General features: G+C 43.5%; 20 protein-coding genes. 8 read left to right on the top strand and 12 right to left on the bottom strand.

All coding sequences use genetic code 11. The annotated features are described in order from the left end of the window. Positions 1-59: 59 nt before the first annotated feature. The 4 genes from dctA (at position 60) to BLP33_RS24770 (ending at position 5,275) form a co-directional block, all read left to right on the top strand. Positions 60-1,307: a C4-dicarboxylate transporter DctA gene (dctA, locus tag BLP33_RS24795; RefSeq protein WP_090534239.1), complete on the top strand. Its 1,248-nt coding sequence runs from the start codon at positions 60-62 to the stop codon at positions 1,305-1,307. 595 nt (positions 1,308-1,902) lie between these two features. Next, on the top strand, positions 1,903-2,781 hold the full coding sequence (gene sucD / locus BLP33_RS24785) for a succinate--CoA ligase subunit alpha (protein ID WP_090534235.1): 879 nt from the start codon (positions 1,903-1,905) through the stop codon (positions 2,779-2,781). A 118-nt stretch (positions 2,782-2,899) separates the two neighbouring features. Beyond that, positions 2,900-4,438, top strand: a complete 1,539-nt coding sequence (locus tag BLP33_RS24780) for a serine hydrolase domain-containing protein (protein WP_217633226.1) — start codon at positions 2,900-2,902, stop codon at positions 4,436-4,438. A 306-nt stretch (positions 4,439-4,744) separates the two neighbouring features. Next, positions 4,745-5,275 carry a PH domain-containing protein gene (locus BLP33_RS24770; protein ID WP_090534230.1) on the top strand — a complete coding sequence of 177 codons (531 nt, stop codon included), beginning with the start codon at positions 4,745-4,747 and terminating at the stop codon, positions 5,273-5,275. 169 nt (positions 5,276-5,444) lie between these two features. On the opposite strand, the gene BLP33_RS24765 is transcribed toward BLP33_RS24770, so the two are convergent. Further along, the gene (locus BLP33_RS24765) at positions 5,445-6,626 is read right to left on the bottom strand and encodes an asparagine synthetase B (protein WP_112652713.1); all 1,182 of its coding nucleotides are present in this window, start codon (positions 6,624-6,626) and stop codon (positions 5,445-5,447) included. Positions 6,627-6,900: 274 nt separating this feature from the next. Here BLP33_RS24765 and BLP33_RS24760 point away from each other — a divergent pair, with 274 nt between their 5' ends. The 3 genes from BLP33_RS24760 to BLP33_RS24750 all read left to right on the top strand — a co-directional run bounded on the left by BLP33_RS24760 (position 6,901) and on the right by BLP33_RS24750 (position 8,532). After that, positions 6,901-7,404 (top strand): hypothetical protein, encoded by a 504-nt coding sequence (locus tag BLP33_RS24760; RefSeq protein ID WP_139160067.1) that lies wholly within the window; start codon positions 6,901-6,903, stop codon positions 7,402-7,404. 104 nt (positions 7,405-7,508) lie between these two features. Next, a complete protein-coding gene (locus BLP33_RS24755; protein WP_090534226.1) occupies positions 7,509-7,946 on the top strand; it encodes a peptidylprolyl isomerase in 438 nt (145 codons plus the stop codon). Between the two features lie 79 nt (positions 7,947-8,025). Beyond that, entirely contained in the window at positions 8,026-8,532 is a 507-nt protein-coding gene (locus BLP33_RS24750) for a DUF5606 family protein (protein WP_090534224.1), read from the top strand. Positions 8,533-8,563: 31 nt separating this feature from the next. On the opposite strand, the gene BLP33_RS24745 is transcribed toward BLP33_RS24750, so the two are convergent. The 6 genes from BLP33_RS24745 to rlmH all read right to left on the bottom strand — a co-directional run bounded on the left by BLP33_RS24745 (position 8,564) and on the right by rlmH (position 12,040). Beyond that, the gene (locus BLP33_RS24745; RefSeq protein ID WP_090534222.1) at positions 8,564-9,283 is read right to left on the bottom strand and encodes a hypothetical protein; all 720 of its coding nucleotides are present in this window, start codon (positions 9,281-9,283) and stop codon (positions 8,564-8,566) included. 87 nt (positions 9,284-9,370) lie between these two features. Then, positions 9,371-9,778 (bottom strand): Dabb family protein, encoded by a 408-nt coding sequence (locus tag BLP33_RS24740; RefSeq protein WP_090534220.1) that lies wholly within the window; start codon positions 9,776-9,778, stop codon positions 9,371-9,373. 38 nt (positions 9,779-9,816) lie between these two features. After that, the gene (locus BLP33_RS24735) at positions 9,817-10,101 is read right to left on the bottom strand and encodes a hypothetical protein (protein ID WP_090534218.1); all 285 of its coding nucleotides are present in this window, start codon (positions 10,099-10,101) and stop codon (positions 9,817-9,819) included. Positions 10,102-10,123: 22 nt separating this feature from the next. Further along, a complete protein-coding gene (locus BLP33_RS24730) occupies positions 10,124-10,405 on the bottom strand; it encodes a hypothetical protein (RefSeq protein WP_090534217.1) in 282 nt (93 codons plus the stop codon). A 66-nt stretch (positions 10,406-10,471) separates the two neighbouring features. Continuing rightward, complete coding sequence (locus BLP33_RS24725) at positions 10,472-11,410, bottom strand: cation diffusion facilitator family transporter (RefSeq protein ID WP_090534215.1); 939 nt, start codon at positions 11,408-11,410, stop codon at positions 10,472-10,474. A gap of 156 nt (positions 11,411-11,566) precedes the next feature. Then, a complete protein-coding gene (gene rlmH / locus BLP33_RS24720; RefSeq protein WP_090534309.1) occupies positions 11,567-12,040 on the bottom strand; it encodes a 23S rRNA (pseudouridine(1915)-N(3))-methyltransferase RlmH in 474 nt (157 codons plus the stop codon). Positions 12,041-12,103: 63 nt separating this feature from the next. On the opposite strand from rlmH, the gene BLP33_RS24715 reads away from it, so the two are divergent. Beyond that, positions 12,104-13,912: a MutS-related protein gene (locus tag BLP33_RS24715; RefSeq protein ID WP_090534213.1), complete on the top strand. Its 1,809-nt coding sequence runs from the start codon at positions 12,104-12,106 to the stop codon at positions 13,910-13,912. A 194-nt stretch (positions 13,913-14,106) separates the two neighbouring features. Here the strand turns inward: BLP33_RS24715 and BLP33_RS24710 are convergent, their stop codons facing one another. The 5 genes from BLP33_RS24710 to BLP33_RS24690 form a co-directional block, all read right to left on the bottom strand. Next, the gene (locus BLP33_RS24710) at positions 14,107-16,617 is read right to left on the bottom strand and encodes a TonB-dependent receptor (protein WP_090534211.1); all 2,511 of its coding nucleotides are present in this window, start codon (positions 16,615-16,617) and stop codon (positions 14,107-14,109) included. 351 nt (positions 16,618-16,968) lie between these two features. Further along, on the bottom strand, positions 16,969-17,775 hold the full coding sequence (locus BLP33_RS24705) for a DUF4249 domain-containing protein (protein WP_090534209.1): 807 nt from the start codon (positions 17,773-17,775) through the stop codon (positions 16,969-16,971). Then, positions 17,766-20,567, bottom strand: a complete 2,802-nt coding sequence (locus BLP33_RS24700) for a TonB-dependent receptor (RefSeq protein ID WP_090534207.1) — start codon at positions 20,565-20,567, stop codon at positions 17,766-17,768. The genes BLP33_RS24705 and BLP33_RS24700 overlap by 10 nt, the downstream gene beginning before the upstream one ends. Positions 20,568-20,826: 259 nt before the next feature. After that, positions 20,827-21,528, bottom strand: coding sequence for a LytR/AlgR family response regulator transcription factor (locus BLP33_RS24695; protein ID WP_090534205.1), 702 nt, complete (start codon positions 21,526-21,528; stop codon positions 20,827-20,829). Beyond that, on the bottom strand, positions 21,528-22,562 hold the full coding sequence (locus BLP33_RS24690) for a sensor histidine kinase (protein WP_090534204.1): 1,035 nt from the start codon (positions 22,560-22,562) through the stop codon (positions 21,528-21,530). The genes BLP33_RS24695 and BLP33_RS24690 overlap by 1 nt, the downstream gene beginning before the upstream one ends. Between the last annotated feature and the right edge of the window lie 2 nt (positions 22,563-22,564).

Here is a 22,564-nt window from a genome sequence, read left to right as displayed (position 1 = left end):
ACTTATTATATTGCCGTCCCATCCTGTTGCTCCCCCTTTAGGGCGCCGGGGGATCAATCATGAAACGCCTCTTATCAAACCTAACTTTTCAGGTACTTATTGCCATTGCCCTTGGGGTAGTGGCCGGCTTATACGTTAAAGGCTTTGCCCCGACTGCCGAACTGATTAGCAAGAAGTTCATCAGTCTCATCACCATGCTGATTGCGCCTATCATCTTTTTAACCATTGTGCTGGGCATTGCCGGCATGAACGATATGAAAAAAGTGGGCAGGGTAGGCGGTAAAGCTTTGTTGTATTTCGAGATCGTAACCACGTTCGCGCTTGTCATCGGCGTTACCGTAGCCAATATTATTAAACCCGGTGCCGGTTTTGAAAACCATGCTGCAAAAATGGATACCGGCAAATTAGCCGTATACGAAAAAGCCGCCGCCGAAATGCACTGGGGCGACTTCCTGGCCCACATAGTACCTTCAAACATCTTCAAAGCTTTTGTTGAAGGCGATATTTTGCAGATCCTGTTTTTTGCGATACTGTTTGGTTTTGGGTTAAGCCGGATGGGTAAAAGTGGCGAAGCGGTTATTCAGCTATTTGATAAGCTTTCGAAAGTGTTTTTTAATATCATGAAGATAGTGATGAAGGTGGCGCCGATAGGGGCTTTTGCAGGGATGGCCTTTACGGTGAGCAAATATGGCATCCAAACACTAAAACCATTGGCCCTGTTGATGGGCTCGGTTTACCTGACCATGTTCCTGTTCATATTTGTGGTATTGAATATTATTTGTCGGCTGTTTAAGTTCAGCCTTTGGGAATATCTGAAATACATCAGGCAAGAGATCCTGATAGTGCTTGGTACATCCTCATCCGAATCGGCATTACCGGCCATGATGGAGAAAATGGAAAAGTTTGGCTGTTCCAAATCGGTGGTGGGTCTGGTGATCCCCACGGGGTACTCTTTTAATTTGGATGGCACTACCATTTATCTTTCCATGTGCGTGATATTTTTGGCGCAGGTGTTTAATATTCCGCTTTCGCTGGGGCAGGAGCTAACCATAATCGGGATCCTGATGATCACCTCCAAAGGTGCGGCGGGCGTAACCGGCAGCGGTTTTATTGTATTGACCAGTACGCTTACAGCCATCAAAATAATACCGGTAGAAGGTTTGGCGATATTAATAGGGGTTGACAGGTTTATGTCGGAAGCACGGGCCATTACCAATGTGATAGGGAACGGTGTTGCTACTATTGTGATTGCGAAGAGTGAGGGGGAGTTTGTTGAACAGCCGGCTGAAAGGGGAGTTAATGAATAAATCGGATATATATATATTATTAACAATTTTCAAAGCACTGGTATTGTTAACTGGTTTGACATTTACTGCGATCAATTTTATCCCGGGTATTTCTGGCGATAAAGTGAAACTTAAAAAAGCCGGGATTATATTTCTTGCTACGTTTTTGGTGTTCGTTTTAATTACAGCGGTTGAATTTGCAATTGCATTCAATTAGTAATTGGCCACGTTATGGATGGCAGTGTAATGATTTCGGATTTTGTCTGAACCGGGATTTATAGGATTTTTTTGATTTACGGTTTTTTTGTCTGGACCCGAATCTACCAGAATGAAAAGCAAATTCAATAAATTGCTAAAATTCGTTTAATTCGAGTTCAGACAAATAGCCTGGGCCGCAGGCAACGCCCTAATTTAGTTGGCAGTAGATAGTTTTCAGTTGACAGTTTTATTCAACGGGAACTTTATAATCATAAAAAATTTAAAACACATAAACACCCTATAACCACATCCAATCCCCTTAAAAGTCACTTTTATGTTAACATATAAATTTAGATTACAATAGGGTTTGACATTCGGGCAAAAACTTTAGCTTTGCCGTACTAAAACGAAAAAACCAATGAGTGTACTCGTAAATAAAGATTCAAAAGTTATTGTACAAGGTTTCACCGGTAAAGAAGGGTCATACCATGCCGAGCAAATGATTGCTTATGGTACTCAGTTAGTTGGTGGTGTTACACCAGGTAAAGGTGGTCAAACCCATTTAGACAGGCCGGTTTTTAACACGGTTAAAGATGCCGTTGTTGCAACCGGTGCCGATGTATCCATCATTTTTGTGCCTCCTGCTTTTGGTGCAGATGCTATTATGGAAGCTGCTGAAGCCGGCATTAAGGTTATTGTTTGTATTACCGAAGGGATCCCTACAAAGGATATGATCGCAGTAAAAGAATATCTTACAGATAAGGATGCACGCCTGATTGGTCCTAACTGCCCCGGTATCATCACTGCTGATGAGAGCAAAATTGGTATCATGCCGGGCTTTATCTTCAAAAAAGGTAACGTTGGCGTGGTTTCAAAATCAGGTACTTTAACTTATGAAGCGGTTGACCAGGTGGTTAAAGCCGGTTTGGGTATCACTACTGCTATCGGTATTGGTGGTGACCCAATTATTGGTACACCAACCAAAGAAGCTGTTGAATTATTAATGAACGATCCGGAAACTCATGGTATCATCATGATTGGTGAAATTGGCGGAAACATGGAAGCTGATGCTGCCCGCTGGATCAAAGCAAACGGTACTAAACCGGTTGTCGGTTTCATTGCTGGTCAAACAGCGCCTCCGGGCCGCCGTATGGGCCACGCAGGTGCTATCGTAGGTGGTGCTGATGATACTGCTGCTGCTAAAATGAAGATCATGGCCGAGTGCGGTATCCGTGTGGTTGAGTCGCCGGCCGAAATTGGCGCTGCCATGGCAGAAGAACTGGCTAAGTTAGCGTAAAGCTTAAGGCGTAAAGCCGAAAGCGAAAGGCTTTTTAATATTGAAGATCCCGGTCATGTTTGGCCGGGATTTTTTAGTTTTAAAAATAATTTGGAGTACTTTTTCCGTATCTATGTATATGGTCAAAAATCTGCTTAAATCCGCTTTTGCCCTCTTGTTGGCTACGGTAAGTTACACCTCCACTGCCCAACCCTACAAGCCCGCAACGTTTACTGATCCCGACAGGTTAAAAAAAATCCGGGCTACTTTCCCGGTAATCGATCAGCTTTATAAAAAATATGCTGAAGATAATCACTGGCCGGGATTGGTGTATGGCATTGTGGTTGATGGTAAGCTGGTACATACCGGTGGCTTAGGATATACCGATATTGATGCCAGGATCAAGGCTGATTCATCGTCGGATTTTCGGATCGCCTCCATGACCAAAAGCCTTACCGCTATGGCTATCCTAAAACTCAGGGATGAGGGCAAGCTAAAACTGGATGATCCGGCTTATATTTATATCCCCGAGATGAAGGGGTTGAAATATTTGACCAAAGATGCTGTCCCGGTAACCGTAAGACACCTGCTTACGCATACAGCAGGTTACCCGGAAGATAACCCATGGGGCGACAGGCAACTTGCAGTTAGCGATGAAGAACTCATGGCGTTATACAAAAAAGGTGTTTCATTTTCCAATGATCCCGGTCAGGGCTATGAGTACAGCAACCTTGGTTTTGCTACGCTGGGATATATCATCAAAAAAGTATCGGGCAAAACTTACGAGCAATACATCACAGAAAATATCCTTAAACCGTTAGGTATGATACATACCTATTGGGAATATGCCAAAGTGCCCAAAGATAAACTGGCGCATGGCTACCGCTGGCTTGATGGTAAATGGGTTGAACAGCCTCTGCTGCATGACGGGGCTTACGGTGCGATGGGCGGCCTGATCACCACTATTGAGGATTTTAGCAAATACATAGCTGTGCATATGGATGCCTGGCCTCCGCGCGATGATGCCGAAACCCTGCCAGTAAAACGTAGTTCTATCCGGGAAATGCAGTACCCCTGGGATGTGAATTATTTAACTGTAAATGCCAAAACAACCACGGGCAGACCATGCCCCAATGTCAGTGCCTATGCCTACGGTTTGCGTTGGGCAAAGGATTGTGATAACCGCGTATACATTGGTCATACAGGGGGCTTACCGGGTTTCGGCAGTCAGTGGAATATCTTGCCGGAGTACGGTGTGGGCGTTGTTTCATTTGCCAACCTGACCTATGCCCGTGCTGGTTATCCCAATAACCAGGCTCTGGATACTTTACTGGCTCTTTCGGGTATAAAATCACGGCAATTGCCGGCATCAGCCATATTAGAGCAACGTAAAAATGATCTGCTTAAAGTTATTGCTGATTGGAGCAAGGCTAAAGAAAGCGGCATTTTTGCTGATAACTTTTTTATGGATTATTTCCCCGATAAACTTCAAGCAGCCGCAACTGAAGCTTTTGCAAAAACAGGCAGAATAATAAGCGCCGGTGATATTGTTGCCGAGAACCAGTTGCGCGGTTATTTTATAATCAAATGTGAAACTGGAAATATCAAAGTGAGTTTTACACTTACACCCGAAAACCCGCCATTGGTACAGGAGTTTCATTTTGATGTGGTGCAATAAGCAATTGTTAAAATCACGTTTTCTGCTTCTTTAACCTTGCGCTCGTTTGCAACGAGCACTTAATATGATTTGGCGATTGCATCGCTCGTGCGTTATAAACGCGAGCCCAGGTTACACACTCGTTGCAAACGAGCGAGATCAGGATAAAATTTTGATACCGGTCAGTTACTTATCAAAAAGGGCAATTTTCGATTTGAAAATTGCCCTTTTTTCATTCCATTTTGAGGCCGACCTACGTCTTAGCGAAATTGATTTATGATACAGCCTCTTTTTTGTTTAAGGTCGTTATGGTATATTTATGGATAAATGAAGCAACCCAAGGTATACACTTTTAAAAATAATAAGCTTACAGCTGAGGTGATTATTATGGCCGTTAATGTTGCTTTAATTATTTTCATTGTTATCAAAGTTTACCAGCATCCATTAATTGCGCTGTTTTTAGCACTTTTGCCGGCAACGTTTCTTTACTTCCAGGTTTATGTTGTTAGGGTGATAAATCAGTTTAATGAATATGATCGAGGGAAACAGTTAATTATAAGTGACGGCAGAGAAGTGGCCACTTTAATATATCAGGATCAAACCCTTGTATTAAACAGGGCTGATCTTGTTAGGGTTGAGCTGTATGAGCAAAAGGATATGGGTAAGTTTGGGAAGTATGATTATATGGTGATTTATACCATTGATGATAAAAAGATACTCATTACCAAATTTACAGTGCCTTCGCTATTATATGATAAGATAATAGAAACGTTTTTAAGCAAAGTACCCCGGGTTTATTTTAAGAAGCAGTTTAATTATATAGACCAGCAAAAATTCCCGCAGGCAGGTCTTTTTTGAACTTGCATCTGTTTATAACGTGAGTTTATTATGAATACCAGTTAAAAAAACATGTCATTGCGAGGAGGAACGACGAAGCAATCGCATGCTATACAGAGCGGCTATGCCTCCGTGCGGTTGCCACGCTTCGCTCGCAATGACATTTTTATTATACATCTTTTAAAAGCAATCACGTTTTCTGCTTTTTCTTCTTAGCAGCTGGGAACAGCACATTGTTTAGGATCAGTCTGTAGCCGGGAGAATTGGGGTGTAGTTTCAAATCTGTCGGCGGATCATTTACAGCATGCTGGTAATCTTCAGGGTCGTGGCCGCCGTAAAAGGTCCATTGGCCTTTGCCGTATTCGCCGTGAATGTAACGGGCTTCATTGGCGGTTTTCATTTCGCCCATGATGGTAACGCCCGGTTTGAGCATACTTTTGTTGTAGGCCGTGGTAAGGCCCATAAAGCCTTTTATTACTTTGTCATGATCCTGCGTAAGCATGCTCGGCACAACATCCCATTTGGCCGAAAAATCAAACAACGTAAAGAAATCCCGGGTACGATCAACCTGGCGGGTGGTGGTAACGTCGATATTGCTGAAGGAATGCGAAATGGGGTTCATATCCAGCGTAAAATTCTGAAAGGCGAACGTTTGACTAAAATCGAGTTTGGATTGCGCGTCCTGGTCGGCAGCATCACCGTCGAACATACGTTCGCAGATATCTGTATTAGCAGCCGATAGTGCAATGTCAAAAGTATCGGTACCTGAGCACATGGCAAACAGGAAGCCGCCGCCTGCGCAAAAATCTCGGATGTTTTGGGCTACGGCCAGCTTCATTTTTGATACCTTGCTAAAGCCCAGTTTATGGGCCATGGCCTCCTGGATCTTGATGTCATCGGTATACCATTGCGCATAACGGAAGGCGCCATAAAACTTACTGTATTGTCCCGTAAAATCCTCATGGTGCAGGTGCAGCCAATCATACTTGGGCAGTTCACCATGGATCACCTCTTCGTCGTAAACTACGTCGTACGGAATTTCGGCATATTTTAAAACCAAGGTAACTGCATCATCCCAGGGCAGCTTGTTTTTGGGGGAGTAAACCGCCATGCGGGGGGCTTTCTCCAGTTTAACCAGGTCCATATTTACCGATGGATCGCTTACTTCGGTAATAATTTCGGTGGCTTTGGCATCGGCAATAACTTCGTAGCTTACCCCGCGGATCTTGCACTCTTCCTCAACTTTTTGCCCGTACTTCATCATGAAACTGCCACCACGATAGTTGAGCAGCCAGTCGACTTCTTCGCCGTTTTTGAGTACCCAGAAAGCTATCCCGTACGATTTCAGATGGTCCTTTTGCTCATCATCCATAGGGATTAAGATAGAAGCGGCCTTTGACGTTAAAGGTAAAAGGTAAAAGGCGAAAGGTAAAAGGAACTTTAGCTTTATAAGTAAAAGACGAAATGTAAGAGGTGAAAAGTTATTGCCTGATGAATTATTCACGATCCTTGTTGATTTGTTTACTGCCGGGTTATCAAATGTAACGAATAAAGGGCTAATGTATTTTAACCATTTTTAACACATAGGGGCTTCTGGCTTTATGCATGTTGTTTTAGTTTTATGGCGTGTTAAATCCCGGCCTTAAATGAGTTTATCTGTTATTGTCAGAAATATTTTCCTTGTCGGTGTTTTATTAATATCCTGTTTGGCCGCGCACGCGCAGAACGGAAGTTCGGGTATGCGCCTCAATCGTGATGCGTTGATTAAAAAGCTTACAGAAGCCGACAGCAGTCTTGTTTTTAAGCAGGACACAGATATCAGCCTGCTACCAAATTTTGTCGCCACAGATGCCAATGGAAGCCGGGCCCAACTAATTGGCAAGCCCGATGAGCTGGCAATAGTTAAATGGACTTACGTTTTTACCGCCGACGAAAAAGTGAACCTCGCCGAACTGCAAAAACTGGCCTGGTTTGCCAATACTTTGGGTGATCAGGAAGGACTCGACTGGTTTTTTGCCCAACTGGCCGAATTGGGTAAAGATTATAAAAAGCCGCTTTCGGAAATTAAAATGTTTGATTCAAAAAGAAAAGGCGAGATTAGTTATTCGCCAAAACAAAGATTACTTACCATGACTTTTACACCCTGGTAATTAATAAATATTCAAACCTTTCACCTTTAACCTTTCGCCTTTAACCTTTTTCTTTAATCCTCAATTTTATTACCTTTGCCAACTGTTTTCTAAAAAACAAAAACATGAGCAAAGCAATAATCAAAACCGAAAAAGGCGACATGACCGTAGAGTTTTACGATCAGGATGCCCCTAATACCGTTGCTAACTTTAAAAAATTAGCAAAATCAAACTTTTATGATAACGTGATATTTCACCGTGTTATCCCTAATTTTATGATTCAGGGCGGCGATCCAACCGGTACCGGTGCTGGTGGCCCAGGCTACAAAATTGATTGCGAGCTTACCGGCAACAACCAATACCATGACCGTGGTGTGCTTTCAATGGCACATGCAGGCCGCAACACTGGTGGCTCACAGTTTTTCATTTGCCACAACCGCACAAACACTGCCCACCTTGACCGTAACCATACCGTTTTTGGTAAAGTGATTGAAAATGTTGACGTTGTTGACGCTATTCGCCAGGGAGATAAAATTTTAGGAATCGAAGTTATAGAGGATTAAGTGAATAGTTGATAGGGCGGGTGATTTACCTGTTATTACGTAAATCATTCGCCTCATCAATCCTACTAACAAAAAATATATGAATTTACAGGGAATTGTATCGGTATCAGGAAAACCGGGTTTATGGAAAGCTTTGGCACAAAATAAAACCGGCTATGTGCTGGAAAGTTTAGATGCACAGAAAACAAAACTGATAGCCAACCTTTCTACAGCCAAATTAGCTGCTTTAAGTGAGATCACCATTTTTGGTGTTGAGGATGATATCAGGTTAACTGATGTGCTTGAGCGCATGAAGTCAGCATCAAACATACCTGACGTTAAAGCCGACGGTAAAGCGTTGCGTACCTTCTTTTATGAAGTAGCGCCAGATCATGATGAAGAAAAAGTTTACTCATCAGACATTAAAAAGGTAATATCCTGGTTCCAGATATTAAAGCCCCTTCCAATTTTTGAAGAGGCCGATCCAACCCAGGCACCCGCCCCGGTTGCAGAAGAACCGGTTGCCGAAGCAGTAACTGCTGAACCGGAAGCCGAGCCAACAACTTCAAAAGCAAAAGCTAAAAAAGCAACAAAAAAAGCCGAATAATCGGCTTTTTTTGTTTTAAGCAATCTCTTCTTTATTCAGTATCGGTATAAGCGTCACCCCCTATAAATATCATGGTATTTGTCGGATGCGCAGGTGAACCCGAAGCACCTAAGGCAAATGATTTTTTGATCACCTTGCTGCCATAATTCAGTTCGATGGTGTTGCCGTAAATTTTGTAGGTGCCGCCTTTGCCTCCGGTTTTTTTCCAGGCGCTGGCAGCAGGTGTCATGATTCCGCCGTTTGATCCTTCAGTAAAATGAGTATCATCAATAAAATTGATCTTTTTGATTACCAGGGCATTTGTGCCGTTGCCATAATCGCCGCCGCTTACTTTTTCATATCCTTTTTTTAGCTTAATACTGCCTGTATACGGATAGGCCGGGAACCAATTGCCTTCACCCAACTTATAATCATAGGTTTTTCCTTCGTTATTAGTAAGATAAAAGGTTGCGCCCGTTTTTTTCCAGGTTCCCCAGGCTTTAGGGCGGCTGCTTTTAGCGGCTGTTACATCCAGCGTTTCAATTGGCTCATCACCAACGTCAAAGTATTCGCCGTTTTTAAATAATACTACGGGTTCAAAGGCAATGGCAGCAGGATAGCCACTTACAGCCCTGAAATACCATCCTTCAACGGCAGGAGCAGCCTTTGCTGGTTTGTGACAGGCGCCTCCGCTTTTTGCATTAGCGGTGGCGCTTAAATGTAATGTGAAGCTTGAAATAGCAAGGCAAATGGCCAGGTGTTTAACTTTCATATCATTTAGTGTTTTGGTTAACTTGTATTAATTAACTCAAACATAAATGATTGGTTTGCAGGAATCTGATTAAGCTTTTGTTAAAAGCTATACATCCATCGCATCATAAACAATTACCTTTTCCCAAAGGTGGCTGCAATTTTTGATAAACTCCAGGTGGATAGGGTGGGTTTGATAAGTGGCTTGTCCGGCCAGATCGCTGAAAAACATCAGTTCGGACACCGCCCAGGAGTTATCTACTACGTCGCGTTTTTCGGTACTGGCTACGATACCTACGCGAAGTTTGCGTACGGTTTCAATTTTGGCAAGGGTTTTAACTCCGGCTACCAATTTATCACGGTCTTCTGTTGATCCCGGATTTTTAAGCCAGAAAAACACATGGTGAACTATTGGCCATTCTTCTTTTTGTTCTTTCAGCGATATTGCCGATGCTGTAACTGTACCTGCAGCCAGTGCTACTGTTGTGGTTATGAATTTTCTTCGGGTTGATTTCATGACAGGTTAAATAATCGCGTTTAAGGTAGTAAGAATTATTAAAGAAAACTATATCCTTGTGGATACCAAACGCCCCGATAAACGGATGGAGTCATAATATTTGGTAAAACATGTCCCGATTCTAAAGTGGATATGTCAATGTCTTCAATATATCTTTTTACCGGAGGAATCTGTTTGCCTATAAATATATCATTTTGGAGTATAAATAGGGCATCTTCATAATTAACGGCAGTTAAGCCACACCCTACAGCAATCCCTGGTGGTAGGTCGCCGTCAACAACGTTAATATCAAATTCAAACCAATATCTTGTAAGTCTTATCATTATTGTTTATTAAAAAGGTATATCAAAATACGTCTAAAACATAAAGCAACCCAATAATAGGTACCACATTAGAGAATATTAAGAGGCCAATATTTTGATCATTATTTTCTCTTTTTACATAACGCGAAAGGAATACAAAGAAGCCGATGTAGTAAATAAAGGGGAGAAGGAAAATTGTAAAGAGGAGCTTTCCCGCCGAGCTCATAAGCTGGCCCCAGCCCAATATAATTGGCCATACTACCATCCCGACGATTTCAAGAAAGGTGATAACGGATAGTATTTTTAAGGTTTGGGCTTTGCTCATTTTAAGGTAATTGTTTACCTTAAAAATAAGAAAACTGAGGGGTTTTATGAAATATGAAGAAGCAGCCTACAAACACTCGGGCTGCTTACACCCTTCTTCCGAAAATTCGGGTTCAAAAGTGCTGTGGCTGATATCCAGATGTTCCAAACGGTGGCGAAGGTCATGCTTGATATTATCAAAATCGGCCATGGCTTCAGGCTTGATCACCAGGTGGGCAGTAAGTGCGTTTTCGGTGGTGCTGAGCGCCCAAACATGCATGTGGTGTACATCAACCACGCCTTTGGCTTTTTTAAGTTCGGCTTTGATCTTGTCAAGTTCCATTTCGGCAGGTACGCCGTCCATTTCCAAACGCAGGCTGGCTGTAAGCAAGCTCCAGGTGCCGCGTAATATCACGAAACCTATTATCAGGCTCACTGCGCTGTCAATCCAGTACAGTTTGGTAAAGTATATGATAATACCGGATATCACCACACCAAAGGATACTATGGCATCAACAGCCATGTGCAGGTAAGCGCCTTTAATATTGAGGTCGGTATCTTTATCTTTAACAAACAGCCACGCTGTAAAAGCGTTAATGCCAATGCCTATAAAAGCAACCCAGGCCATGGTGCCGCCCGATACTATTTCGGGGTTCATGAAGCGCGTAATAGCCTCATAAATAATAAAACCAACGGCTGCAAATAATATTACCGCGTTAAAAAAAGATACGATGATAGTCGACCGCTTATAGCCGTAGGTATACTTACTATTAGCGCTTACTTTGGTAAGCTTAAAGGCAAGCAGGGCCAGCGCGAGCGAGGCTACATCGCTCAGGTTATGGCCGGCGTCGGTTAACAGGGACAAAGAGTGGGTAACAAAACCTGTAATAGCCTCAACCACCACAAACACCGAGTTAAGCACGATGCCCCAAATAAAAGCCGAATTTAAATGATCAAGCTTAGGGGCATGGTCGTGATGATGGTGCCCGTGCGAATGTGAGTGTGAATGATCGTGACCTGCTGACATTTAACAAAGGTAGGGAAAAACCTTGATTCGCATGATTTTAGGATTTCCTGAAATAAGCATTTGCTGTAACATCGTTGTGGTCATAATCCCGCTCCGTATCTGTTTATTTGATCAATCATCAGGGCAATCCTTAAATCCTAAAAATCATGGTTCGGATTATTCGTGATGATAAGGCTCACCCTTCATAATAGTGTATGCCCTGTACAGTTGCTCCACAAAAAACAGGCGTACCATCTGGTGTGAAAATGTCATGCGCGAAAGAGAGATCTTGTCGTTAGCCCGCTGGTAAACGGAGGTATCAAAGCCATAAGGCCCGCCTATGATGAATATTAAGTTGGCAGATGTGGTAACTTCTTTTTTATTGATATAAGCCGCAAACTGGCTTGATGTAAATTCCATTCCTTTTTCATCCATCAGAATCACAAAATCAAGCGGGGTGATTTTCTTGAGGATCAACTCGGCTTCTTTGGCCTTTTGCTGCTCGGTGCTCAGCGCTTTGGTGTTCTTCAACTCGGGGATTTCGGCAAGCTCCAGTTTGGTGTAATGTTTTAGCCGTTTTACATATTTATCAATGCCTTCCTTTAAATAGGCATCCTCTGTTTTTCCAACGGTAAGGAACGTGATCTTCATATCTGAAACAAATAAACGTTTATTTAAAATATATGTGTTTATTTTGGTTGAATTTATCTGCAAATGGAACAAAAAATTATAAACGATTATACGCAAAGAGCAAGCCTCGCCGCTACAGAAGCGGCCAAATATAAAAAGCTTGCCAATACCTATTCGCTGCTGAGGCTCGGCATATTTGCTATGGTGGCTGTAACTATAGCCTTTGCCATTCACTTCGACAATTTTAGCATCATCGCCATTGCCTTTGTACTGCTGGTTTTTGCCTTTGCCTGGCTGGTAGCGCGCCAAAGCGCTTTTGAAAAGCAGAAACAGTATTATGACGACCTGCAACAGGTAAATGAAAACGAGATAGGCAGTATCCAAACCCATGGCAATATCTACAACGATGGCGCACGCTACGCTAACGACAAACACTTTTACACTTCCGATTTGGATATTTACGGCAATGCCTCCTTATACCAACTCATCAACCGCACCGCCACCACGCCGGGTAATAATAAACTGGCGGGTTGGCTCAATGCCCCGGCAAGCAAGCAAACCGTATCACAACGACAGGAAGCCGTTAAAGAAATAGCCGCTAAGAACAGCTGGAAGCTCGATCTGCAAACACGGCTCATTTTCGCCATAAAACAGGACGTGAACCAGCTTAAAAACCTTTTCAAATACCTGCACATTCCGCTCGATATGCCAGGCGAAAAATGGCTTGCCGCTTATACCAAAATAGCGCCTTACTTGTTTACGGCGTTGCTGGTAGTCGCTTATTTTTATTCGCCGGCGAAGCTTGCGGCCATCGTGATTGGCTTGTTTAATATGGGTGTGGTATTTTCTAAAGCGGCCTATATTCGTAAGGCCGACCTCATTGCCGGTAAAATAGGCGATACTTTAGCCAATTACGCCGGTGTATTTAAGTGCATTGAAGATCAGCAATGGCAGACCGGTTATAGCAACACCCTGGCGCAACAGCTAAAAACAGACAAGACATCGGCCAAAATAAAAGAACTGGGGGAGCTGATCAATAAGCTTAATTATCATCTTAACCTATTAATCGGCTTTGTGCTCAACCTGTTTTTCTTGTGGGATATCCGCCAGATCATCGCCATTGAAAACTGGAAACGTCAAAACCAGGACAGCCTTGAAGCCGCTTTTGATGGCATTGCTGAATTTGAATCGCTGTTAAGCCTGGCCGGTTTGGCCGTAAACTATCCGGATTGGAGTTTCCCTGTTATTGACGACAGGCCGGGCTATACCCTCACTGCCAATGCTATCGCCCATCCGCTTATTGACGCCACCAAACGTATCGAAAATGATTACGAACTGGATAACACCTTTAAGGTTGATATCATCACCGGATCAAACATGGCCGGTAAGAGCACCTTTTTGCGTACCGTGGGCATTAATACCGTGCTGGCCTTAAGCGGTGCACCGGTTTGTGCCCAAAGTATGCAGGTATCGGTGATCACCATGATCAGTTATATGCGCATCAAAGATTCGCTCAATGAAAGCACCTCAACCTTTAAGGCCGAGCTCGACCGCCTGCAGATGCTGCTGGCCGCGGTTGAAAATGAGCCTAAAGTGTTTTTCCTGATTGATGAAATGCTGCGCGGTACCAATTCGGTTGATAAATACCTCGGCTCAAAAGCGGTTATCGAGCAGCTCATCCACAAAAATGCGGTGGGTATGGTAGCCACTCACGATTTACAGATAGCCCATCTCGAAACCAAATATCCTGATTACGTACGTAATTTTTATTTTGATATCCAGGTAGTGAACGGCGAAATGCTGTTTGATTACAAGATCAAGCACGGTGAATGCAAAACTTTTAACGCCTCGCTATTGCTTAAACAGATAGGGATTGAGGTGGACGCAGAATAGAACCGGGATTTTGTCTGAACTCGAATTAAACGAATTTTAAGAATTTATCGAATTTTAAAATTCTGTCAATTCAATGAATTCAACAAATTCGAGTTCAGACAATCCTGGTTCAGAAAAAGAGCCGGAAGCATTTACGCTCCCGGCTCTTTAATTTTTTCTTATATCCTGACTCTAACAGTCTTGACTCTTAAAGATTATCGGCCTCCTGTAGGTGAACCGCCGGCACCCTGGTCGCCTTGTTTCATGTCATCATTGTTGATGCCTTTTTTCTGCTGTTGCGGGTTGCTGAAGCTTAATTTACCGAAGCTGTAGCTAAACGTTACACCAAACGAACGGAATGGGAACGCAAATTTGCTGCTTTGCGTAAATGTTGGTGTTTTTATGTCGGTATTAAAGTTTTTGTAAGTATTGAATGGCTCAATGGCATTAATACCCAATGCAAGTTTCTTTTGCATAAACTGTTTTTTAAAGCCAAAGCCCATAATGCTGAACGATGGATTTGAGCCCTGAATGGTGCGGCGTGCCGAATTTTCAACAGCAAATGCCTCAGCTATAAAGTTGTTTGGCAGTGTAAGCTGAGCACTTAAAAATGCGTTGTACTGCACATAAGTATTGGTTTGTGTTTGTTGATGCGTAAACTGGTCGATAGCGGTTGGTTTGTAAGTGTAAGCGTTGATTTGTCCGCGTATGGTCAGGATCTTGAATGGGGTTACCGAACCAAAAAAGCTTGCGCCATATGAGTTATTTACACCAATGTTTTGATAGGTAGTTAAAGTAGCGTTCTGATCACCATTAGGTGGCAGGTTTTCAACTATACCTTCAATTAGGCCTGATGTATGCTTATAATAAGCCGACAGGTTGATCACAGACGATTTTATGAATGTGTTATAACCCAATTCAACTGTTTGCGATATTTCGGGCGCTAAGTCGGGGTTACCAACTGTTTGCGCTGTAATATTGCTCCTGTTAACAAAGGGGTTCAAAAACTGTAAGCTTGGGCGTGTTATACGCTTGCTATATGATAATTTGATAGTTTGAGTAGGTGTAAGCGCCTTTTGAAAAGTTAAGCTTGGTATAAACGTATTATAGTTTTGATCAAAAGGGCTAAGATTTTGAGCACTATTGATTGGCTCGCCGTGAATATCCGTATTTTCAAGCCTCGCACCTGTCATGATGGAGTAGCCTTTAGGCAGAGAGAAAGTTAATACGGTATAACCGGCCCAAACTGTCTGATTATAATTATACCTGTTTGAGTTTGGATCGCTGAATACAAAACCGCCGTTTCCGTCCGGTACAAAATAATCCGAAATACTTTTTATCCTCCTGATGATGTTTTTGCCGCCGGCTTCCAGCTTAAGCAGTTTGCTTACAGGTAAAGTATAGTCGGCTTGTATGGTATACTCGTTGTTTTTACCGTTAATATTGTTTTGAAGGGAATCAAACACCGCCGAATACAAGTTAGTATAATCGGTAACAATTTTGCTATGGCTCCATTGTGCAGACAGGTCCAATTCATGACCTTCTTTTTTAAATTTGTGCGTGTAATCAATGTTCCAGTCAAAGCCACCAAAACTATTGTGACCGCGACCATCAGAAGTGTAAGACTGATCTTTGGTGTGATCAAAATAATAGGTTTGATTTGTGGTTGACAGCGAATGCGGATCAAAACCACCCTGATTTAAACGGATAGAAGTACGTAAGTTGTTGTACGCGTTAAAATCATAGCCAGCCGAAACAGAACCTATTACGCCGTGACGTTTAACGCGGCTGGTTCCGGTAGATGTTTGCTCATAGTGTTTGGTAGGGTCGTTATAATTAAAGTTCTGATCGCTTGAGGTAAGCGAGGTTTGAGGCCACGTTGCGTTACCACCGGCGTTTGCCGATAAGCTAAACCTGTTGTGGTTATAGTTGATATTGGCGTTGCCGTTGTTTTGACGTGTACCAACACCACCGCTGATTGAACCGCTGATACCCGAAACATTTTTTTGCTTGGTAATGATGTTCAAGATACCGGCCGAACCTTCTGCATCATATTTGGCAGATGGTGAAGTTACCACCTCGATACTCTTGATCTGGTCGGCGGGGATGGTTTTCAATACATCCGATAAGCTGGCAGATGTAGCACCGGATGGCTTGCCATTGATCAATACGCGTACGTTTTGGTCACCACGAATAGATACGTTACCGTTAAGGTCGACAGCAACCAAAGGCACTTTCTGTAACACATCGGTAGCGTTACCGCCTACCGATGTAAGATCCTTTTCGGCGTTATAAACTATCTTATCGATCTTGTTTTCGATTAATGCGGCCTGGCCAACTACGGAAACTTCTTTAAGCGCGTGTGAGCTTGGGGCCAACAGTACCTGACCAAGCTTGGCATCTGGTTTTGATGGGGTAGTGGTTACCTGGTCAATATATTTAGTTGGGTAACCTATAAAGGAGATAGCCAGCTTATATACGCCCGGCTTTATATTGTCCAATTTAAAGTTACCTTTTTCATCGGTTACAACACCGGTAATTGGCGATTTGCCCCCGCTGCGATATAAACCAACCGAGGCGTAGTCCATTGGTTTTTTGGTTAGCGAATCAATGATAGTGCCTGATATTCTGCCTGTTGTTGTAGGTCCGCCGCCGCCCACACCAAACTGGGCCTGAGCCGATAACGCGAAGCAGAATAATGCAATAAGTATGTAAAAACGTTTCATTTAGTATTATTTTGGTAATTGGAGGCGAAAATACTTTAAATGTTACATGCTGAATTTTTATTTTTTTACAAATAGTGCATTTGTAATGTATAAGTTACACTATTATGATGTAACCGGGGATTTTACAATGGGGGGATTAAAAGGGGGATTTGCGGCGAGGTGACAATGATATAAACCATGTCAATTACGAGTGATAAAACTTAGGGGAGATTAATGACAACACCAGGGAAGATTTACAAAGTTTTAAAACTTCGTAAATCTGGATTCAACGCTGTTTTTTAGGAAAAGCGCAAGTCAGCCCGGACCGGGGAAACTTGCGCCAATAGATGATTCAATACCAATTATCAGATTTTACTCTGTCGTTACCCTCAAATTCAAGGTATCGGCTTGCATAGCGGTAAAAATACCGAGGCCGTTAACAACATTGGTTGGGGTATTTACCAGGTTTTGTGAGCTGCCCCGGGTATTGCTGGTTAATATATTAATGTATTCGTCGTTTACCCTTAGCAATATTACTTTATAAGCCCCGTAGTATTTGAAAGTGGTTTGCGTTATGCTGTAAGTAGAGGCTCTTTCGGTATTGATCTCGAAGCTTGGGTTCCTGTTGTTCCTTACAGCTATGATCTCAAAAGGGTTACTATCGGTGTTTTTGAAAAGCAGCAAATGCTGCAACGAATCGGGGTTGGTCCAGGTAATGGTAGCGCGCACCTTATCGTTATAAGCCTGATCGAGCGTATTAGGCTCATGGAATACACTGTCGGTTAATTTAAATCCAACTGGTTTGCCCGGCATCACTGTTGATGCGCTCACAACCACATTGTTATAGGTAAACTGCATGGAATAAGTTTTACCGGCAGTTACGAACCAGGCATCGCTGTAAGTGTAAGTTCCGTTTGTTCCTTCGGTAAGTTTTACGGTCTGCGTACCATTGCTTACATTAATTGTCAGCCCGGTAATGGCCGATCCATAAGTAGCAGTATCCGTCAGGTCTTTTTGCTGATAAACTTTTACTGAAAGCGGTTGGCCGGCAACCAGGTATGCTTCAACAACAGGTTTGTTCACTGCATCAGTATCAGAAGAGTTTTTTTTGCAGGCCGATGCCATCATCAGGTAGCCGGCTATCAGTGCAAAAAATCGTATGTATGTTTTTATTTCCATCTTAAGCTTAATGTAACGTTAGGGGTAAAGCCGAGGTAGTTAACGTCGGTGGTAATAACCTGGTTGTTCTGCATTTGGTATTCGCGGTACCAGGTGTTAGTATGATTGTAAACGTTAAACAGCGACAAGCCTATGGAGCCTATTTTATGCCCGTCTATCTTCAGCAGGTCATATGACACCGACATGTCCAGCCGGTGATAAGCCGGTAAACGTTCGGCATTTTTATCGCTTATGTTGAGGTAAGTGATGCTGTTGCCGTCAACCGTTTTAATGGTGTAGCTGGATAAGGGGGCAGTATAAGGATGCCCGGTGCTGAACAGGAAAGTAGCAGCAAAATTCCAGCGCTGGTAATGGTACATGTTAATGGATTTAAACTCATGGCGCACATCTTGGTCGGCAGCGTAATAATCGGTTCCAAAAGCTAAGAATTTATTCTGGGCCTGGGCAAGGGTATAGCTGATCCAGCCGGTATAACGCCCCATCTTTTTCTGTACCAAAAACTCAATGCCTTTAGCACGACCGGTTCCCCGGTAAAAATCTTCCGTCACGCTTTGTGTTTGATTTTGGTTAGCCTCTATCCTGAAACCGCCGCCGGCAGGCTGTGTTTGCCTTACAGTGTACTGGGTTAAGCCGCTAAGTGTTTTGTAGTATCCCTCAACGCTGAACAAAAGCTCGTCCGTTTCGTAGCTGGTGCCTAAAATGTAATGCCTTGACATACCCACCGGGATATTACTGTTGTTGGATAATACCCAGAAATTGCGGTTACCGGCTAAAATATCCTCGCGGATCACCTGGTTTTCAAACTGGTAAAACTGCCCGGTAGCGCCTTTTATGGTAAATTTATCGGTAAGGCTATAACTTGCCGACAGCCGGGGCTCAAAGTACGGTTTGGATGTAGGGCCGAAATAACTGGCCCGTAAACCAGGCTGTATATGAAATTTATTGTTTGGGTCGATAGCCAGCTCGGTGTAGAAACCCGCTAACATGGCATTGTTATGCTGATTGATGAGTTTGCTTGTATCGTTTTGGGTATACTCGTAATCTATTTTTTTGTAGGATGCAAAACCGCCGAAGAGCAGCTTATATTTGTTACTAACTGTCCATTCCCACTCAGATTTATAGCTTACATCCTTCAGGTTGTTGGTTTCGAGCGTGCCATTGCTCAGCGTATGTGAGATACCGTTGGTATCGATTTGTGAAAAGCCCGAAGTACTGCGGTTCCTGTCGTTGAAATAGGATGAGTAGGTGATGTAGTTGTTGGAGTATAGTTTCTTATTCCATTGCCTGAACCATTTGATACTGCTGCCCAGGTTACCGTATTTGGTATAATCGGTTATGTTGATACCGCTGCTGCCCGACGACAGGAACGATGGCAGGCCCAGTTCCCTGCTGTTATCGGTTTTATCGGTGCCTGTGTACAAAGTCCATGATACCTTATCTTTTTGACTGATGCTGTATGTGTATTTGGCATCAAAATCATAAAAGTAGGAGCTTGGGGTAATCTGGTTGGCAAAACCGCCGCCACCAAAGCCTCCCCGGCCACCACCACCCGGGCCGCCCCCCTGCGTGGTTGACGTTTGGTTAAACTGGTTAAAGATCTTGTTGTAAAACGGCCCCTGGTATGAGCGCCTTACCGCTAACAGCAAGGTCGATTTATCAGAAAGCGGCGTTTCCAGGTAACCGCTGGCGCTCAGCAAACTCAGATCGGTACCAATATTAGTTTCGTTCTTGTTACCCTCCTTGCCGTTGAGTTCGGTAACGCTCGAAAGCCTGCCGCCATATTTGGCCGTAAAGCCGCCTTTATATAATTGCACATCCTTAATGGCACTGGCATTGAAAGCACTGAAAAAGCCATACAGGTGATCAACCTGGTAAATGGTAAAACCATCCAGTACAACCAAATTCTGGTCGGGGGTACCGCCACGTACATAAGCACCTGATGACGATTCGTTGGTACCGCTTACACCGGGCATCAGCTGAAATGCCCGCAGTACGTCCTTATCGCCCATGGTTGGTAGCTTATCCAAATTGGCCGGCGAAAGCTGTAACACGCCAACCTGCCTGCTGTCGGTATTCATGACGCCGCTTTTTTTACCGGTAATGGTAACCTCATTTAAACTGTTGAGCGATGAATATAACCCACAGATCAGCGGCGAATTCAGCTTTTCGCTGCTCAGCCTGAAATAGTCGGTTTGATAACCTGTATAGGATACCTCCACTACCGATGTATCTGAAGGCACCCTGAACATGGTAAAATAACCGTCGGCATTGGTCATAACGTTGAGGTCGGTTCCCCTGATCTTTACCGTTGCCGATGGCAGCGACTCGCCTGTTTGCTGATCAATTACCCGACCGTTAATACTCATCAAAAAATGTTTGGGTTTGGCTTTGGGCGCTTCAATTTCTTTAGCCTTTACCGCATTGGCTGCCTGCAATGACAACTTGTTGAGCTTTTGCAGCCGCGCCAGGTCGTCGGTGTTTTGGAGGATGTAGATAGTGCCGGTTGATTCTATCCAGTAATGCAGGTTATTTTCGTTACAAACCTTGGCAATGACATTTTTAAGCGGCTCCTCAAAAAAGTGCTCCACAATGTCCATTTCGTGTAGGGGTTCGCGTTCAAACACGATGCGGACCTTATAGTTCATGGCCAGTGTATCAAAGAGCTCATCAAGCGGGCACGAAAAAAAATGGTTAACTACAATCTTTTTTAGCTTTTGTTGGGTTTGCTGACTATGGGCCACCGTACCGCACAAAATCAGGGAGCTTATTAACATTAGGGAAAATTTCTTCATGTAGGGGTATATTTTCTTCGATGCCGAAAATGCAGCATGTTTTGAAGCACCTCAAATAAAATCGACCATGGGAGGTTTTCTGTAGACCAGATGCCCGGATGTGTGGCAGGGGGATTTTGCTTAGTAGCAGTTGCAGGTTGGAAAAAGAATATTAGTTAGAGGCAATGGCGGGCGGTTGCATATGTTAATTGGAAATTGCCTTTAACCTTGTCTGAAGGCAAAGGCCTCAAAAACAGAACCAAGATGAATAGGAAATACCCTACACCTTCCCGATCATCCTGTTGATTACATCGCGATATCCGTCGCTTAAAGGTATCTCGGTATTGATGAGTTTGATACGGGCACGGCGCATTTGGGATACATGGTCGAGGTTAACGAGGTATGATTTATGCACCCGGAAAAACTGGTCGGGCGGTAATTGCAGCTCAATAGCTTTGAGGCTGATGCGGGATAATACCGGTTTTTGCTGATTGATGAGGTGTACTTTGATATAATCTTTAAGACCCTCAATGTATTCAACCTGGTCAAAGCTGATCTTAACGAGGTTATAATCAGCATGCAAAAAGAAATAGTTTTTAGTGGTTGGCTGCGGCACATAACTGCGGCGAAGCTCATATAGGTCGAGCGCTTTGTGGCAGGCCTTCAAAAAACGGTCTAAGGGTACGGGCTTAACCAGGTAGTCAACCACATCAAGTTCAAAACCTTCAACCGCAAATTTTTCATAAGCGGTTACAAATATCACCATGGGCTTCTGTGTCAAGCTCCTGATGAGTTGTAAACCGTTAATGCCGGGCATGTATATATCGCTGAAAATAAGGTCTATCTGTTCTTTTTGCATGGCTATGATTGCCTCACCCGCGTTACGGCAACGCGCCACTACCTGTATGGTATTTACATGCTTCAGGTTGTCTTCCAGCAAGTCGAGCGCAAGCGGCTCATCGTCAATTATTAAACATCGCATCATTTAAGTTCCAGTTGCAGCATAACTATATAAGCCTGCTCGTTTTTGTTGATATATAGATTGTGTTTGCCGGGGTATAACAGCTCAAGCCGGCGTTTAACATTAGCCAGACCAATACCCGAGGCATTATCTTTACTTTCTTCGGTTGGGTTGTACACGTTTTGTACGCTGAAACGCAGGTTCTTTTCGTCGGTAAAAAGAGTGATGGCTATAGCCGGCGCCTCAATATCGCCCGTGCCATGCTTAAAGGCATTTTCTACAAAGGGGATCAGCAGCATGGGTTCAATACTTTTTTCGGGAGCTTTGATATCCGAGCTGAAGCTGATCTTTACCTGGTCGCGGAAACGGAGTTGTTGCAGCTCGATATAGCTGCGGAGGTAGTCTTCTTTTTGGCACAGCATAACTTTTTCGGCATCGGTTACATAAAGCATATAACGAAGCAATTTAGAAAGCTGGATGAGTGTAGGTTCAACTGCCGAAGGGTTTAAACGTGAAAGCGCTACCGCACTGTTAATCACATTAAAAATAAAATGCGGACTGATCTGCGAACGTAAAAATGCCAGTTCAGAGATCAGCGAAGCATTATCAATATCCTTTTTTTTATTGATGGCTTTAAACTGATCGGCCAGGTAGTGATAAGCAAAGCTGCCGGCGGTAACAGATAATAAGGGGAAAATAACCAGGAACGGCCCCGGAGGGCGACGATGATGCCCCATCCAGGGAAAATGGGGCACAGGGAAATAATGCCGTACTTCCGTTAGTATTACATTGAACACCACAAAGGAGGCAAGCAAGACAAAAAAATAAAGCCAGAAATTATTTTTTAAGATCCTGGGAATGAGGAAAAACGCATTCAGGTAGAATTCGGCCGCGAGCACCAGGTTAAAACTGATAATGTGCCCCAGCGAAAAAACAGGCTGCGGAAAGCCGCGCATATCCGGCCTGGAAATGATGGGCATAAAAATGATCAACGCCCAAAATAACAGGTGGATACAAATTTCGATAATCAGCGCCGGCTTTATCCGTTTAAACATAT

The sequence above is a fragment of the Mucilaginibacter sp. NFR10 genome (assembly GCF_900100445.1).
Taxonomy (GTDB): Bacteria; Bacteroidota; Bacteroidia; order Sphingobacteriales; family Sphingobacteriaceae; genus Mucilaginibacter; species Mucilaginibacter rubeus.
The sequence above is the reverse complement of the archived record's forward strand: the minus strand, read 5'-3'. Positions and strand labels throughout refer to the sequence as shown.